The sequence below is a fragment of the Streptomyces sp. NPDC050988 genome (assembly GCF_044456225.1).
Taxonomy (GTDB): Bacteria; Actinomycetota; Actinomycetes; order Streptomycetales; family Streptomycetaceae; genus Streptomyces.
Genome location: NZ_JBITFQ010000025.1, coordinates 93,703 through 108,462, shown reverse-complemented (window position 1 = coordinate 108,462; position 14,760 = coordinate 93,703). Strand labels below are relative to the sequence as shown.

At 71.5% G+C, this 14,760-nt stretch carries 18 protein-coding genes; 7 read left to right on the top strand and 11 right to left on the bottom strand.

From position 1 onward, the window contains the following. Window positions 1-10 precede the first annotated feature (10 nt). Genes ACIBEI_RS36665 through ACIBEI_RS36650 form a run of 4 tightly spaced genes read right to left on the bottom strand, consistent with a single transcriptional unit; the run spans window position 11 to window position 4,294 of the window. Window positions 11-1,300, bottom strand: a complete 1,290-nt coding sequence (locus ACIBEI_RS36665) for an amidohydrolase family protein (protein ID WP_398894808.1) — start codon at window positions 1,298-1,300, stop codon at window positions 11-13. After that, window positions 1,297-2,583 carry an amidohydrolase family protein gene (locus ACIBEI_RS36660; RefSeq protein WP_398894807.1) on the bottom strand — a complete coding sequence of 429 codons (1,287 nt, stop codon included), beginning with the start codon at window positions 2,581-2,583 and terminating at the stop codon, window positions 1,297-1,299. The genes ACIBEI_RS36665 and ACIBEI_RS36660 overlap by 4 nt, the downstream gene beginning before the upstream one ends. Before the next feature lie 28 nt (window positions 2,584-2,611). Then, complete coding sequence (locus tag ACIBEI_RS36655) at window positions 2,612-3,496, bottom strand: SDR family oxidoreductase (RefSeq protein ID WP_398894806.1); 885 nt, start codon at window positions 3,494-3,496, stop codon at window positions 2,612-2,614. Continuing rightward, window positions 3,497-4,294 carry an acetoacetate decarboxylase family protein gene (locus ACIBEI_RS36650; RefSeq protein WP_398894805.1) on the bottom strand — a complete coding sequence of 266 codons (798 nt, stop codon included), beginning with the start codon at window positions 4,292-4,294 and terminating at the stop codon, window positions 3,497-3,499. Window positions 4,295-4,407: 113 nt separating this feature from the next. Between ACIBEI_RS36650 and ACIBEI_RS36645 the strand changes: the two genes are divergently transcribed. The 6 genes from ACIBEI_RS36645 (at window position 4,408) to ACIBEI_RS36620 (ending at window position 10,079) form a co-directional block, all read left to right on the top strand. Further along, entirely contained in the window at window positions 4,408-5,109 is a 702-nt protein-coding gene (locus tag ACIBEI_RS36645) for a TetR/AcrR family transcriptional regulator (protein WP_398894804.1), read from the top strand. Window positions 5,110-5,111: 2 nt separating this feature from the next. Beyond that, window positions 5,112-6,122: a DEDDh family exonuclease gene (locus ACIBEI_RS36640; protein ID WP_398894803.1), complete on the top strand. Its 1,011-nt coding sequence runs from the start codon at window positions 5,112-5,114 to the stop codon at window positions 6,120-6,122. 158 nt (window positions 6,123-6,280) lie between these two features. Then, window positions 6,281-6,514, top strand: coding sequence for a hypothetical protein (locus tag ACIBEI_RS36635; RefSeq protein ID WP_269652170.1), 234 nt, complete (start codon window positions 6,281-6,283; stop codon window positions 6,512-6,514). A 77-nt stretch (window positions 6,515-6,591) separates the two neighbouring features. Next, window positions 6,592-7,383: an SURF1 family protein gene (locus ACIBEI_RS36630; protein ID WP_398894802.1), complete on the top strand. Its 792-nt coding sequence runs from the start codon at window positions 6,592-6,594 to the stop codon at window positions 7,381-7,383. Between the two features lie 115 nt (window positions 7,384-7,498). After that, window positions 7,499-9,319 (top strand): glycoside hydrolase family 15 protein, encoded by a 1,821-nt coding sequence (locus ACIBEI_RS36625; RefSeq protein WP_398894801.1) that lies wholly within the window; start codon window positions 7,499-7,501, stop codon window positions 9,317-9,319. 4 nt (window positions 9,320-9,323) lie between these two features. After that, entirely contained in the window at window positions 9,324-10,079 is a 756-nt protein-coding gene (locus tag ACIBEI_RS36620; protein ID WP_398894799.1) for an SDR family oxidoreductase, read from the top strand. A 75-nt stretch (window positions 10,080-10,154) separates the two neighbouring features. Here ACIBEI_RS36620 and amaP read toward each other — a convergent pair whose 3' ends face one another. From amaP to ACIBEI_RS36595, 5 genes are all read right to left on the bottom strand, one after another. Further along, window positions 10,155-10,733: an alkaline shock response membrane anchor protein AmaP gene (gene amaP / locus ACIBEI_RS36615; RefSeq protein ID WP_398894798.1), complete on the bottom strand. Its 579-nt coding sequence runs from the start codon at window positions 10,731-10,733 to the stop codon at window positions 10,155-10,157. Window positions 10,734-10,738: 5 nt separating this feature from the next. Then, window positions 10,739-11,413 (bottom strand): DUF6286 domain-containing protein, encoded by a 675-nt coding sequence (locus ACIBEI_RS36610; protein ID WP_398894797.1) that lies wholly within the window; start codon window positions 11,411-11,413, stop codon window positions 10,739-10,741. Further along, window positions 11,410-11,835 (bottom strand): Asp23/Gls24 family envelope stress response protein, encoded by a 426-nt coding sequence (locus tag ACIBEI_RS36605; RefSeq protein WP_398894796.1) that lies wholly within the window; start codon window positions 11,833-11,835, stop codon window positions 11,410-11,412. The genes ACIBEI_RS36610 and ACIBEI_RS36605 overlap by 4 nt, the downstream gene beginning before the upstream one ends. 5 nt (window positions 11,836-11,840) lie before the next feature. Continuing rightward, a complete protein-coding gene (locus ACIBEI_RS36600) occupies window positions 11,841-12,035 on the bottom strand; it encodes a hypothetical protein (RefSeq protein ID WP_055616254.1) in 195 nt (64 codons plus the stop codon). A gap of 74 nt (window positions 12,036-12,109) precedes the next feature. Next, complete coding sequence (locus tag ACIBEI_RS36595) at window positions 12,110-12,601, bottom strand: Asp23/Gls24 family envelope stress response protein (RefSeq protein ID WP_055616253.1); 492 nt, start codon at window positions 12,599-12,601, stop codon at window positions 12,110-12,112. An 86-nt stretch (window positions 12,602-12,687) separates the two neighbouring features. Here ACIBEI_RS36595 and ACIBEI_RS36590 point away from each other — a divergent pair, with 86 nt between their 5' ends. Beyond that, window positions 12,688-13,398, top strand: coding sequence for a nucleopolyhedrovirus P10 family protein (locus tag ACIBEI_RS36590; protein ID WP_398894795.1), 711 nt, complete (start codon window positions 12,688-12,690; stop codon window positions 13,396-13,398). Between the two features lie 54 nt (window positions 13,399-13,452). Here ACIBEI_RS36590 and ACIBEI_RS36585 read toward each other — a convergent pair whose 3' ends face one another. Then, a complete protein-coding gene (locus ACIBEI_RS36585; RefSeq protein WP_398894794.1) occupies window positions 13,453-14,244 on the bottom strand; it encodes an enoyl-CoA hydratase/isomerase family protein in 792 nt (263 codons plus the stop codon). 133 nt (window positions 14,245-14,377) lie between these two features. Further along, window positions 14,378-14,599, bottom strand: coding sequence for a helix-turn-helix domain-containing protein (locus tag ACIBEI_RS36580; RefSeq protein ID WP_006123601.1), 222 nt, complete (start codon window positions 14,597-14,599; stop codon window positions 14,378-14,380). Window positions 14,600-14,760: the final 161 nt, after the last annotated feature.

Here is a 14,760-nt window from a genome sequence, read left to right as displayed (position 1 = left end):
ACCCGGGACGTCACCAGACCCGTACCGACCCTCCCCGCGCGAACACCGGACTCGTCGCGTCGGCCGGAGGCTCCCCCAGTGGTTCGGCGATCTCCTGCGCCGTCGGGCCGACCTTCGCCGCGATGGGGTCGAGGAGGTCGAGGTCGAAGCCGTACACGCGGGCCGCGTTGCCGCCGGCCATCGCCGCGATCTCCTCGCGCGAGAGGCCCGCGTACGCGATCCGCAGGCCCTCGCGGGAGTACGGGTACGTGCCCTCGTCGTGCGGGTAGTCGCTGCCCCACATGATCTTGTCGAGGCCGATGCGGTCGCGGAGCGGCACCTCGTGCGGGCGCATGAAGCTGGCGCCGACGAAGCAGTTGTCCCGCCAGACCTGCGAGGGGCCCTTGCCCATCGAAGCGGCGAGCCCGGCACCGAACTTGGACTCGGCCGTGGACGCCTTCGTCGCCGCCGCGACCAGCCGCCCGTGGTAGTAGTCCAGCATGTCGAGCACACCGGGTATCCAGCCCGAACCCTGCTCGGTCAGCACCAGCTTCAGGCCGGGGTGGCGGCGGAAGGCGCCCCCGAAGATCAGGTGCCAGAGCGCGCGGTGCGAGAACCACGTCGTCTCCACCATGAAGACGGCCCGGGCGGCCGGCTCGTCGCCGAGCGGCGGGGAGGCCGAGCCCGCGTGGTGGTTCACGGGCACGCCCAGTTCCTCGCAGACCGTCCAGATCGGGTCGTACGCCGACGAGTACAGCTCGGGCAGCCCGCTGCCCGGTGGCGTGCCGGGCAGCAGCAGGCCGCCCCGCAGCCCCGCGCCGACCGCCCACCTGATCTCCCTCACCGCCTCCTCGACGTCGTTCAGGAGGATCTGGAAGACGCCCGCCCGCCGACCGGGGGCAGCCGCGCAGAAGTCCGCCAGCCAGCGGTTGTGGGCCCGCAGTCCCGCCCAGCGCCGCTCGAACTCCTCGGCCGTCGGCGCGGGCGCCATCAGCGAACCCGACGGGAAGAACGGCGGGATGGTGTTCGGGAAGACGACCTCGGCGACGATCCCGTCCTGCTCCAGCTCCGCGAGCCGCCGCTCCGAGTTCCAGTTCTTGTCGGCCGTGTCGGCCATCAGGTCCTCGTACGGATTGACGTACGAGGCCGCCCAGGCGTCGAACTCCTCGTGGTACCGACCGGCCAGGTACGGCTTGTAGTCGAGGAGATCGGCGCCCGCGTGGCAGTCGGCCGAGATGACGGTGTACCGGTCGTCATTCAGGAGGTCCTTGCGCACGGCGTTCTCGTTCACAGGCTTCCCGGTCACTGAGTCCTTGCTCATGGGGTCACCCCCAGGACCGGGAAGTCGTGGTCCGTCAGCCAGTGCCGGCCCACCTCTCGGGAGCGGGCCCAGGAGGCCTCGACGGCCGACTGGTCCTCGGACTGGCCGAGTTCGGCCGGGGTCGGGCCGATCCGCCGCGCGAGCGGGGCCAGTTTCCCGGTGTCGAAGCCGAAGACCTCGGCCGCCGCGAGGCCCAGCATGCGGCGCGTCTCCGCCACCGGGATGTCGTGGAACGTGCGCGACAGCCACGCGCGCGTGTCGGGCCACGTCCCCTCGGGGTGCGGGAAATCGCTGCCCCAGAGGATGTTGTCGACGCCGATCTCGTAGCGCTGGGCGAGTTCGCGCCGCTTGGTGTTGGTCGCGCAGACGAAGACCTGGCGATCCAGGTACTCGTGCGGCGGACGCGTCAGCTCCGCGAAGGGGGACAGCTTCTTGCCGCCGTGCGCGCCCAGGTACAGGCGGTCCATGAACCACAGGAGGTTCGGCAGCCACCAGCAACCCGACTCCGCCACACCGAACTTGAGCCCGGGGTGGCGCTCGAAGACACCGGACCAGAGCAGGAACCACAGCGGCCTGGCCGGCCACCAGGTCACCTCGCTCACGTAGATCCCGAGGTGGTCGCCGTACTCGTGGCGGGGTGCGGCCCCGGAGTGCGTCAGCACGGGCATGGCGCACTCAGCCGCCGCGGCCCACACGGGGTCGTAACGGCGGTCGTGGTACGGCTCCTTGTCGACCCACATGGAGGGGATCATCAGGGCACCGAGGCCCGACTCCTTGGCGCGGTACACCTCGGCGACGACCCGCTCGGTGGGGGCCGTGACGGGCAACAGGGCGACTCCGCAGTGCCGTTCGGGGTTCTCGCCCACGAAGTCGGCCAGCCACCTGTTGTGGGCCTGCGCGCCCGCCATGCCCAACTCCGGGTCCTGGTCGCCGGAGAGGCCGAGGCCCACCCCGAAGGGAGCGGCCGTCTGGCTGTCGACCGCGTCGGCGTCGGGGAAGACGACCTCCGCCGCCACTCCGTCGCCGTCCAGCTCCTTGAGCCGCTGCGCCGAGTCCCAACCGCCGCGCAGGCCCTCCTCGTTGTCCTGGAACCACTTGTTCGCGAACGCCTCGTTGCGGATGCCGAGCCGCGTCATCTCCTCGCGGCGGCGGTCGCGGCCCGCGAGGAACTCGTCGAACTCCCGGTGGAATCGGGCGTCCAGATAGGGCCGGTACTCCTCGGTGGGCAGTCCGGCGTGGCAGTCGGAGGAGATGATCAGGTAGGGCTCTGTCGTAGAGGCCATGTTGCGGCTCCTCGGTCCGGTCCAGTCCTCAGTCGAGAATGAAGTTCTCCAGGTACGCCGGATCGGCGCGGTCGAGCATCGACCGCGACCGCGCCCGGATCTGCCGGTCGCTGTGTTCACTCTCGGGCAGCAGCCAGAAGCGGTCCGCCCGGATGCCGTCCGCCACGAAGTCGGCGACCTCCTCGACCGGCGTGAACCGCACGTCCTTCCCCGCCTCCTTCATCGCGGCCTCCCACTGGTCGAGGCTGCGGTACGGGGTCCTGCGGGGCTTCTGCTTCGCGTACCGGACCGGCCTGTTGCGGTGCGACTCCCACAGACCCGTACGGAGCATGTGGGGCCCCGGGAAGAGCACGGAGGCCCCCACGCGCGCGTGCTCGGCCCTCAGGTGCGCGTACAGCGACTCGGTCATCGTCACGACGGCCGCCTTGGTGACGGCGTACACGGAGGCGGTGGGCAGGGGCGCGATGCCGCCGTCGCCGGACGAGGTGTTGACGATGTGGCCGGGTTCGCCGCCGGCCAGCATCCGCGGCACGAAGGCCTGGACGCCGTGGAAGACGCCCCAGACGTTGACCGCGAACGCCCACTTCCAGTCGTTCGGGTCGTGTTCCCACATGCGGCCTTCGGCGCCCGAGCCGACTCCGGCGTTGTTGCACAGGACGTGCACGGCGCCGAACCGCTCGTACGTCTCCTCGGCGAGCGCGACGACCTCCTCGCGCTCGCCGACGTCGACCACGCGCGCGTGCACCACGGCCCCGTCCTCGCGCAGCCCCGCGGCGGCCTTCTCCAGGGCGCCCTCCTCCACGTCGGCGAGGACGACCTTCAGCCCCTCGGCCGCGAACCGCCGTGCCATCGCCAGCCCGATGCCGCTGGCGGCTCCGGTGACGACGGCGACCTGTCCCGCCCTCAGTTCCATTCAGGTGCTCCCCTCGGGCGGCCCGTCGAGAATCTGCCGCCGGTCGTCGTAGCGCTGGTGGATGTACGGCAACAGGGCCTGCCCGTCGACCCGTTCGACGACCCTGCCCTGCTGGTCCGTCGTCTTCTCGCCGAGGGTGATCCCGACGAGTTCGCGCACGGGGAGGTCGGCGACCGGGTCGTACATGGACTCCCGGAGGACGACGTCACCGGTGATCCGCTCCAGCCTGCGCACCTTCTCGTTGCGCACGCAGTGCACGAGTACGGGGTCGGCGTCGAAGCCCGAACCGTCCACCGCCGGAAGGAACTTGAAGTAGAAGTCGGTCTTCCGCGTCGGCTCCGGCAGGGGCAGCGCGCCGCTGACCGCGCCGCGCACCTCCACGAACTCGATGCCGTGCCGGGCGAGGGCGGCGCGTACGACGAGACCGTCGCGCTCGACCGTCACCTCGCCGAGCTTCTTGGGCTCTCCGAAGACCTCGCGGCCGCCGATGAGGGCCCGCTCGTGGGTCATCGGCATGACGAGCGGATACCAGCCCTCGACCCCGTCGTGCGCCGCGGCGACCGCGAACGAGCCTGCGCCCAGGGGGTATCCGGGCAGGTCGACCTTGCTGATGTTCACCCGGACCAGGGGCCGCCCGGTGGGTTTGAGTGGGGGCGGCAGGACCGCCGCGACCGCGTCCGGGTCGCTCTCCCAGACGGCCACCACACCGGTGGACCAGATGTCGGGGAGCCGGGAGTTCGCGGTGCGCGCGGCACCGATCTCCGCCTCGGTCCGCGCGCCGTACCGTACGCGTGCCATGTCGTACCGCCCTTCTCCGACCGTCCTTCTCTGATGGGCCGTCACCTGTAACACAGTTACAGCAGACCTCGCGAAGGGTAAATACTCGTGCGCGACAGGAACTTGGGGGCGTCATGGCAAGACCGGCACTGACCCGCGAGGAGGTCCTGGCCGCCGCGGCGGACCTGGTGAAGCAGCACGGTCCGGAGACTCTGACGATGCGGAAGCTCGCCGCCGAACTGGGCACGGCGGTGACCTCGATCTACTGGCACGTCGGCAACCGCGAGTCGCTGCTCGACGCGCTGGTCGAGCGCACCATCGCCGAGCTGGGCGAGATCCGGCCCGTCGGACGCACCCCGGCGGGGCGCATCGTGTCCGTGGCGCGCGCCCTGCACCGACGGCTGCGCGACCGTCCGCACCTCGTCGCGATGGTGCACGAACGCGGTCTGACGGAACGGATGTTCCTGCCCGCGCAGCAGGCCCTGGTGCACGAGGTGCACGCGGCGGGACTGCGCGGGCCCCGTGCCGCCGATGTCGTACGGGCCGTGCAGTTCCACGTCGTCGGGCATGTGCTGGTCGAGCGCAACCGTGAGCGCGCTCCGGCGCAGCACCCGGGCGAGGAGGAGCTGTGGGGGGCGCGTACGGCGGAGGAGGACCCGGCGCTCGCCCGCACCCTCGCGCGGGCCATCGACACGGAGAAGCTGTTCGTCCTCTCCGTGAAGGCGCTGGTGGCCGGGTTGTTGGCAGGGGCTGGTGACGGGGCGTCGGACTCCGGATCCGGCCCGGGCCAGGACTCCGGGGACAGGACTGTCAGTCGCGCCCCTTATCCTCAGTGACCATGCTCGAAGACCATCAGACCGCACCGTCCACCACCCCGTGGCCGGCCGCGTATCCGCAGGGATACGCGGTCGTCGACGTGGAGACCACAGGACTGGCCCGCGACGACCGCATAGTGTCGGCCGCGGTCTACCGGCTGGACGCGCGCGGCGAGGTCGAGGACCACTGGTACACGATGGTCAATCCGGAGCGGGACCCGGGGCCGGTGTGGATCCACGGTCTGACGAGCGACGTGCTCGAAGGTGCGCCCCTGTTCCCGGAGATCGCCGAGGAGTTCGCGTCCCGCCTCGACGGCCGCGTCCTCGTCGCGCACAACGCGGTGTTCGACTGGTCGATGATCGCGCGGGAGTACGCGCGCGCGGAGCGCGAGGCGCCGGTCCGTCAGCGGCTGTGCACCATCGCGCTGTCCAAGGAGCTGGGCCTGCCGCTGGCCAACCACAAGCTGGAGTCGCTCGCGGCGCACTTCGGCGTCGTACAGCAGCGCGCGCACCACGCGCTGGACGACGCGCGCGTGCTGGCCGAGGCGTTCCGGCCGAGCCTGCATGCCGCCGCGCGCGGGGGCGTACGGCTGCCGCTGCTCGAATGCCGGCCGCTTACGGAGTGGACGGACCGGTCGGCGCCGCGGATCGGCCGCCAGGCCGGAGGCCATTCCTCCGGCGGCTACTCGTCGGGGGGCTATCCGTCCGGGAGTTGGCGTCCCTCGCGCAAGCGGCCCGCCTGCCCCTATCCCAACCCGGGGCGGTACGAACCGGGCAAGCAGCTCAAGCAGGGCATGCGCATCGCGTTCTCCGGGGACACCTCGGTCGAGCGCGACCTCCTGGAGGACCGCGCCGTCGAGGCCGGACTGCATGTCGCGACGAGCCTGTCCCGGCTCACCAGCCTCCTCGTGACGAACGACCCGGACTCCGGTACGTCCAAGGTGGTCAAGGCCCGCCAGTTCGGCACCCCGGTCGTCGACGAGGCCGCGTTCGGCCAGCTGCTGCGGGACGTGGAACCGGCGTCGAAGGCGTAGCGGCTCCCGGTCGCGGCGGGGAACGCGGATCGCGCGGGGCGAACACGGGCATCCGGTCCTGCGGGGCGGATACAAGCATCCGGTCGTACGGGTGATTGGGGGGCGACTCGCCCGGCGACCGCTCGCCCGTGCCGCCCCGGCGGCCCACCCTGTGGCGCATGGCACGTTGTGAGGTCTGCGGAAACGACTACGGCATGACGTTCGAGGTGCACGCGCAGGGCGCGGTGCACGTCTTCGACTGCTTCTCCTGCGCCATCCACCGCATGGCGCCCATCTGCGAGCACTGCCGGGTCCAGATCATCGGCCAGGGCGTCGAGGTCGAGGGCCACTGGTACTGCGGGGGCCACTGCGCCCGCGCGGAGGGGAAGGTGGGGATCATCGACAAGGTCTGAACCGCCCCGACCGAACCACACGCCTCCAAGCCACCCCTCCCGCTCGACACCCCATGACCGAGTTGTACGGTCGTGGGGTGTACCGCTTCCTGTTGTCCCGGCAGTGGGTGATCCTCACCCTCATCATGCTCGCGCTCATCCCGACGATGATCGAGCTGGGCTTCTGGCAGCTGCACCGCCACGAGCACAAGGTCGCGCTGAACAAGGTGATCTCGGACTCGCTGTCCGCGAAGCCGGTCCCCGCCGAGTCGCTCACCGCGCCCGGCCGGGCGGTCAAGCGCGACGACCTCTACCGCCGGGTGACCGCGAAGGGCACTTTCGACACCGCGGACGAGGTCGTCGTCCGGCGCCGCACCAACTCCGACGAAGAGGTCGGCTTCCACGTACTGACCCCGTTCGTCCTGGACGACGGCAAGGTCCTCATGGTGAACCGAGGCTGGATCCCGGCGGACGGCGCGCAGACCGAGTTCCCGAAGGTGCCCGCGCCCGCGAAGGGCGAGACCACCGTCACGGGTCGGCTGATGGCCGACGAGACGACCGCCGACAGCGGCATCAAGGACGTCCGCGGCCTCCCCGACCGTATGGTCATGCTGATCAACAGCGAGCAGCAGGCGAAGGCGCTCGGCAAGCAGGTCCTCGGCGGCTACGTCGAGCTGACCGCGCCGGAGCCGAAGAACGACACCCCCGAACTGATCCCGGAGCCCGACCACAGCGGCATCGGCCCCCACATGGCGTACGCGATCCAGTGGTGGCTCTTCGCCGCGGGCGTCCCCGTCGGCTGGGTCGTCCTGGTCCGCCGCGAACGCCGCGACCTCGCGGAGGCGGCCACCGCGGAATCCGAGCCGGAGGCGGAACCGGCCACGGTCTGAGAAGCGGGGCCCGCGCCCCGTAAGGGGCGCGGGGAACTGCGCGACCAGCCACAACGGACCCGCACTTCTCGAACGGCCTGGATTGATCGCCACAATCGCCGGGAACCCGGCACACGTGCACACATCCATCGAGGACTACGCCCTCATCGGCGACCACCAGACCGCAGCCCTGGTCGGACGGGACGGGTCGATCGACTGGCTCTGTCTCCCGCGGTTCGACTCGGCGGCCTGTTTCGCGAAACTGCTCGGAGACAAAGAGAACGGCCACTGGCGGATCGCGCCCAAAGGAGCGGACGTCTGCACCCGCCGCGCCTACCGCACGGACTCCCTCGTGCTCGACACCGAGTGGGAGACCGAGGGCGGCACGGTACGCGTCACCGACCTGATGCCCCAGCGCGACCGCGCCCCCGACGTCGTACGGATCGTCGAAGGTCTCAAGGGCCGGGTCACCGTGCGCAGCACACTTCGACTGCGCTTCGACTACGGCTCGATCGTGCCGTGGATGCGCAGGTCCGACGGCCACCGGGTGGCCGTCGCGGGCCCGGACTCGGTGTGGCTGCGCAGCGAGCCCGAGGTGCGCACCTGGGGCAAGGACTTCGGTACGCACTCGGAGTTCGAGGTCGCCGAGGGCGAGCAGGTCGCCTTCGTACTGACCTGGCACCCCTCGCACGAGCCGCGCCCCGCGCGCGTCGACCCGTACGAGGCGCTGGCCGAGAGCGTCTCGGACTGGCAGGCGTGGGTGGCCCGCTGCCGCTACGACGGACCGCACCGGGACGCCGTCGTACGCTCCCTGATCACCCTCAAGGCCCTCACCTACGCGCCGAGCGGTGGCATCGTCGCCGCGCCCACGACGTCGCTGCCCGAGGAGGTCGGCGGCGTACGCAACTGGGACTACCGCTACTGCTGGCTGCGCGACTCCACGCTCACCCTGGGCGCGCTGCTCGCCTGCGGCTACCAGGAGGAGGCTGCGGCCTGGCGCGACTGGCTGCTGCGCGCGGTGGCGGGCGACCCCGCGGAGCTGCAGATCATGTACGGCCTGGCGGGCGAGCGGCGGATCCCCGAGTTCGAGCTGGCGTGGCTGCCCGGTTTCCGCGGCTCGGCGCCGGTCCGGATCGGCAACCACGCCGTACGGCAGTCGCAGCTCGACGTGTACGGCGAAGTGATCGACTCGCTCACCCTCGCGCAGCACGCGGGTCTGCCCGCCAAGCCGCACGTGTGGCGGCTGCGCCAGGCGCTGATGGACTTCCTCTGGTCGGCGTGGCGCGAGCCGGACGAGGGGCTGTGGGAGGTCCGGGGTCCGCGCCGCCATTTCGTGCACTCGAAGGTGATGGCGTGGGTGGCCGCCGACCGCACGGTCCGCACGCTGGAGGAGAACCCGGGTCTGAGCGGTGACGTGGACCGCTGGCGCGCGATGCGCGACGAGGTGCACCGCGAGGTGTGCGAGCGCGGCTACGACCCGGAGCGCAACACGTTCACGCAGTCGTACGGCTCCCGCGAACTGGACGCCGCACTGCTGCTGATCCCCCGCCTCGGCTTCCTGCCAGCGGACGATCCGCGGGTGGTCGGCACGGTCGACGCGGTCCGGGCGGAGCTCACGCGCGACGGTCTGGTGCGCCGGTACGACTCGGACCCGACGGCCATCGACGGGCTGCCGGGCAACGAGGGCTCGTTCATCGTCTGCTCGTTCTGGCTCGCGGACGCGCTGCATCTGACGGGCCGTACGAAGGAGGCGCGCAACCTGTTCGAGCGGCTCGTCGCGCTCCGCAACGACGTGGGGCTGCTGGCCGAGGAGTACGACCCCGTGGCCGGCCACCAGCTCGGCAACTTCCCGCAGGCGTTCAGCCACATCGGCCTGGTGGGCACCGCCCTCGCCCTGTTCGACGGGGAAGGGGACCGGGGAGGGGCTGGAGGGTCCGATGAGGAGGGGGCAGGATAGAGCCATGGATCTTGGACTGAAGGACCGCGTCTACGTCGTCACCGGAGCAACGCGCGGCCTGGGCCACGCCTCCGCGCGTGAACTCGTCGGCGACGGCGCGAAGGTGATCGTCACGGGACGCGACGAGAAGACGGTGACCGAGGCCGCGACGGCCCTCGGCCCGAACGCGCACGGCGTGGCCGTGGACAACTCCGACCCGACGGCCCCGCAGAGCCTGATCGCGGCCGCGCGCGAGCGCTTCGACGGTTTCGACGGCATCCTGATCAGCGTCGGGGGCCCGCCGCCCGGGTTCGTCGCCGACAACACCGACGAGCAGTGGCAGTCGGCGTTCGAGTCCGTCTTCCTGGGCGCGGTCCGGCTGGCCCGCGCGGCCGCCGCGGAGCTCGGCGAGGGCGGGGTCATCGGGTTCGTGCTCTCCGGTTCGGTGCACGAGCCGATCCCTGGGCTGACCATCTCCAACGGCCTGCGTCCCGGTCTCGCGGGGTTCGCCAAGTCGCTCTCCGACGAGCTGGGGCCGCGGGGGATTCGGGTGGTCGGGGTGTTGCCGGCCCGGATCGACACGGATCGCGTGCGCGAGCTGGATGGGTACGCGCCGGATCCGGAGGCGGCGCGGGCCGCCAATGAGGCGCGGATTCCGCTCCGTCGGTACGGGACGCCTGAGGAGTTCGGCCGGACGGCCGCGTTCCTGCTGTCTCCGGCTGCTTCTTATCTGACGGGGATCATGGTGCCTGTTGATGGTGGGGCTCGGCACGGGTTCTGAGGGTGCGGGTCGCTTTGTGGGTGCGGGTCGGTCGGGGCTTGTCGCGCAGTTCCCCGCGCCCCTAAAGGGCGCGCCTCAGTTGACCCGTTCCGCAGCGTGCTTGACCCCGCGCAGGCGGACCTCTGCCGGGAGAGTTGCCAGGCCCGCCGAGTCTCTTGCGTGGGCCAGGGCCTCTGTGGTCATCCGGTGGAGGGCGTCTCCGGGGTCGGCGTGGGGCTCCAGGAGGAGTTGGACGCGGGCCTCGGGGACGGTGCGGCGCCCGGTGAGGGAGACGTGGGCCCGCTCGACCCCGTCCAACGCGCCCGCCTCACCGGCCAGTACGCCCTCAAGCGCCCGGCCCCGCAGCAGCGCGCCCTCGCCGTCGCCGGTGTCGACGAGCACCTCGGCGAGCCGGCGCCGCCGCAGTACGGCGGTGAGCCACCACAGGGCGAGCAGCACGGTCACGGCGAGTACGGCGATGACGGTGGGCCACCACCAGCCGTCGTCCCGCCAACGCGCCCGGTCCGCGTCGCTCAACAGCACGTCGTGCCGTCCGTCGTGGATCCACCACGAGGGCGGGTCCGCGCCGAGGCCGACGGCCAGCGCGGAGCCGCCGAACACGACGAGGAGCAGGCCCGCGAGGCCCAGCAGCACCCGGTTCACGATCCTCAGCATCCGGCTCATCCCTTCCGGCCCGGCCGGGCGACATGCACCGACAGCGCGGGGCGCCGGGCGAGCCCGAGTCCCCTGATGCCGTCGGCGAGCGTGTCGTCCAGATCGGCGCGTACGTCGTCGAGTTCACGGAAGTGCGACACCGCGCGGACGTCGACCTTCGTACGCCCCACCCGGACCCGCACCGACCGCACGCCGGACACTTCCATGGCCCGGTCGCGCAGCACCATGGCGGCGGCGCCCCGGTGGAGGCCGGCCCGTACGTCGGCGTGGGCGCGACGCATCGGCAGGACGTCCCGCAGGCCCGGTGTCGCGGCGAGCACGAGCAGCCAGACGCCGAGGGCCGTCGCGACACCCGCGCAGACGAGGACCCAGGTGTCGTCGAGGGGCCGCTCGGCGAGTTCGTGGGCCAGGGACCTGCGCCAGTGCATGGCGGGCCGGTCCACGCGGACCGCGACGACGTCGTACAGCAGGAGGCCCGCGCCGGCCACGACCAGCAGCGCGAGGATGCCCGCGGGGACGCGGCGGGCCGACCAGAAGCGGCCTTCCGCGCCATCGGCGTCTTCGAGGACGGGCAGGGGTTTGTAGTCCGCCGCGGAGGCCGACTGGCCGAGTTCGGTCTCGGCCGCCTTCTCGATGACGGGCAGGTGCTGGGTGCTCTCGGAGCCGTGGGACTCGCTCATTGCGTCCTCCCCTGTGCCGCGCCGCGCGTCTGCGCCGAGTGGAGCCGCTCCACCTGGACGGCGACCTCGGGCACTTCCATTCCCGCCAACGCCTCTACCCGCTGAACGACTTGGTGACGCACGGCAGCGCACTGGCCACCGATGTCGGAGGGGTAGTCGAGTTCGAGACTGACCCGGACACGGGCGACCTCGTGGTGGACGATCACGGTGGCGTGCGGGGACGCGGCGTCGGGCGGCGGCCCGCCGACGCCGAGGGCCTCGCGCGCCGCGCGCGCGGCGATCTTCGCGACGACCCGGTCGGCGATCCGGAGCGCGCCCCGCTCGGCCGCGACGACGGTCCGGCCGGGACTGCCGGGCCGGACGACCGCACGGGACCCGGCGGGCTCACCGGCCTCCCCGGCCGCGGTGGACTCACCGGACACGTGCGTCACCGCCGCCGGTCGTCGCGGGTGCCGCGGGTGCGGAAGAAGTCACCGGGGTCGAGGTCCCCTTCGAGGAACCGGCCCACGACGAAGCCGATGGCGCCCAGTGCCGCCACCAGGAGGAAGGCACCGAACCCGCCGAAGTACCCGGCGAAGCCCAGCGCCATTCCGGCGATCATGCCGATCACGGCCAAGCTCATGGTGCGCTCCTCAGCAGGTCACTAGCGGACACGGGCAGGTCACCGGCGAGCACCAGCACATCACTGGTACGGCGTCACTGGAGCCTGGTCTCCGGTTCCTCGTCCTCTTCCTCCGGCAGTTTGACGTCGCTGACCGCGATGTTGACCTCGACGACCTCAAGGCCCGTCATCCGCTCGACGGCCGCGATGACGTTCTCCCGAACGTCACGGGCGACGTCGGCGATGGACACTCCGTAGTCGACGACGATCTCCAGGTCGAGCGCGGTCTGCACCTCGCCGACCTCGGCCTTCACACCGCGGGTGGCGGACTTCGAACCGCCGCCGGGGACACGGTCGCGCACGGCCCCGAAGGTCCGCGAGATACCGCTGCCCATCGCGTGCACGCCGAGAACGTCGCGGGCGGCCAGCCCGGCGATCTTCTCGACCACACCGTCGGCGATGGTGGTACGCCCCCGGCCGGCAGGATCTCCACCGCCGCGCTTGGTCACGCTGGTCTTCCTGAGCTGCTGGTCCGGCTGCTCGACCTCGGGGGTCTCCGGCCGTTTCCGCTGAGTCGTGTCGCTCATAGCCGTGCATCCCTTTCGGTAGGCCCCTCCGCCCACACTAAGTCGGGTTACCCGGTCGCGCGCCGGGGATGCGGCAGGCTGGGGCAATGACGGTGGACCGATGGACCCAGGCGGTCAGAGAACAGCTCGGCCTCGGCAGACTGCTGCCCCTAGGGGGCCCGCAGGACGGCGCGTGGATCACCGAGGCGGCGGTCACCGCGGTACTGCGCCGCGCGGCCCGCGACGTGCCGGGCGTACGCCTCACCGCCGTACGCCTCTCCCTCGCCGACCCGGACAGCGCACCCGAGCCGGCCGTCCCGCCGCCCCCGAGCGCGCTCCCTCCGGGCCCTCTGCGCATCACGGCGGATTTCGCGGCCACCCCCGCGGAACCCCTCCCGGCAACCGCATCCCGCTTGCGAACGGCTCTCACCGCGGCCGCGACGGACCGACTGGGCCTGAGGGTCACAGAGGTGGACCTACGGGTGACGGGCCTGCTGGAGGAGGCTCCGGGCACGCCGGACGAGGAGGAGCCCGACGGACGCTCCGGGGCCCCTGACCTCCGGCTGAACGCCGACGAGTCCCGCGTGGCGGCCGCCGTACGGGCCGTCCCTGGCGTCACCCGCCTGGCCGCGGTCCACATCGCAGCCGGCTCCGGCACCGCGGCCCTCCCCCGCCGCCATGTCCGCGTGGAGTTCGAAACGGGGGCGTCCGCGCGCACGCTGGACGTGGCGAGAGAAGTCCGCACGAGGGTCACCGAGGCACTACCGGATCACCCATCGGTGGCAGCACTGCTAACAGCGGTACGACCGGGCATTTAGGGGCGCGGGGAACTGCGCGACAAGCCCCCACGCACCCGCACACGACAATCAACCTCAGTCACCCACTCCGGCGAGGTCCCTCAACCGCCGCCCCTGAGCCGCCCGCTCGGCAACCCGCTGATCCTCGTACGTACGCCCCACGGCCCCCTGCAACAACGCCTTGGTCTCGATCAGCGCGTCCCGGGGCGCGGCAAGCAGCGCCCCAGCGAGATCACGCGCGGCATCGTCGAGCTGATCGGCCGGCACGGCGATACTGGCGAGCCCGGTCCGCTGCGCCTCCTCGGCCGTCACGAACCGCCCGGTCGCACAGATCTCCAGCGCACGCGCGTACCCGACGAGCCCCACCAGCGGATGCGTGCCCGTCAGGTCGGGTACGAGCCCGAGGCTGGTCTCGCGCATGGCGAACTGCACGTCGTCCGCGACGACGCGCAGGTCACAGGCGAGTGCGAGCTGGAAGCCCGCCCCGATGGCGTGCCCCTGCACGGCGGCGATGGACACGATGTCGCTCCGTCGCCACCAGGTGAAACCCTCCTGGTACTCGGCGATGGCAGCGTCGAACTCGGCGTCCGAACGGCGCGCGAGATCGATGAAGGACGGCTCGCCGTCGAACCCCTCGGGCGTGAACGCCTGCCGGTCGAGCCCCGCGGAGAAGGACTTGCCTTCCGCGCGCAGCAGGACAACACGGACGGTGCCCGGCAGCAACTGCCCCGCCTCGGCCAGTGCCCGCCACAGAGCGGGGCTCTGCGCGTTGCGCTTGGCCGGGTTGGTCAGCGTCACCGTGGCGATCGCGTCGTCGACGGTGAGCCGTACGCCGTCCTTGTCGAGCAGCGGGTCGAACGAAGCCATGGGGGCGCCTCCGATGAGTGCGGTCAGAGAGGGTGCTGTAGAAGCACACCCTTAAGTGACTGCACAGTAACCACCCGGGCGGTCAATCGACCGACCGGGTGGCCACCATCGGAGAACGAGGAGCCGCCCGGCGTCAGGCCGACGCGGCCTTCTTGCCCCGCGTCGCTCCGCCACGCCCACGGAGCGTGACGCCCGATTCACTGAGCATCCGGTGTACGAAGCCATACGAGCGGCCGGTCTCCTCGGCCAGCGCCCGGATGCTCGCACCGGAGTCGTACTTCTTCTTCAGGTCTGCCGCGAGCTTGTCGCGCGCGGCGCCGGTTACCCGGCTGCCCTTCTTCAGAGTCTCGGCCACCCGTGCCTCCTCATGGGAAGTGCGCTCTGGACTTCTCATGATCACCCCTCAAGAGCTTCCTGGCCACCCATTCGGCAAGGTCCGTGCGACAAGCTTTGGGTCTTGGAAGCCCGCCACCATGAGCGGAATACGGAATTCCGCCCGTGCCTGCCCGTACGGCC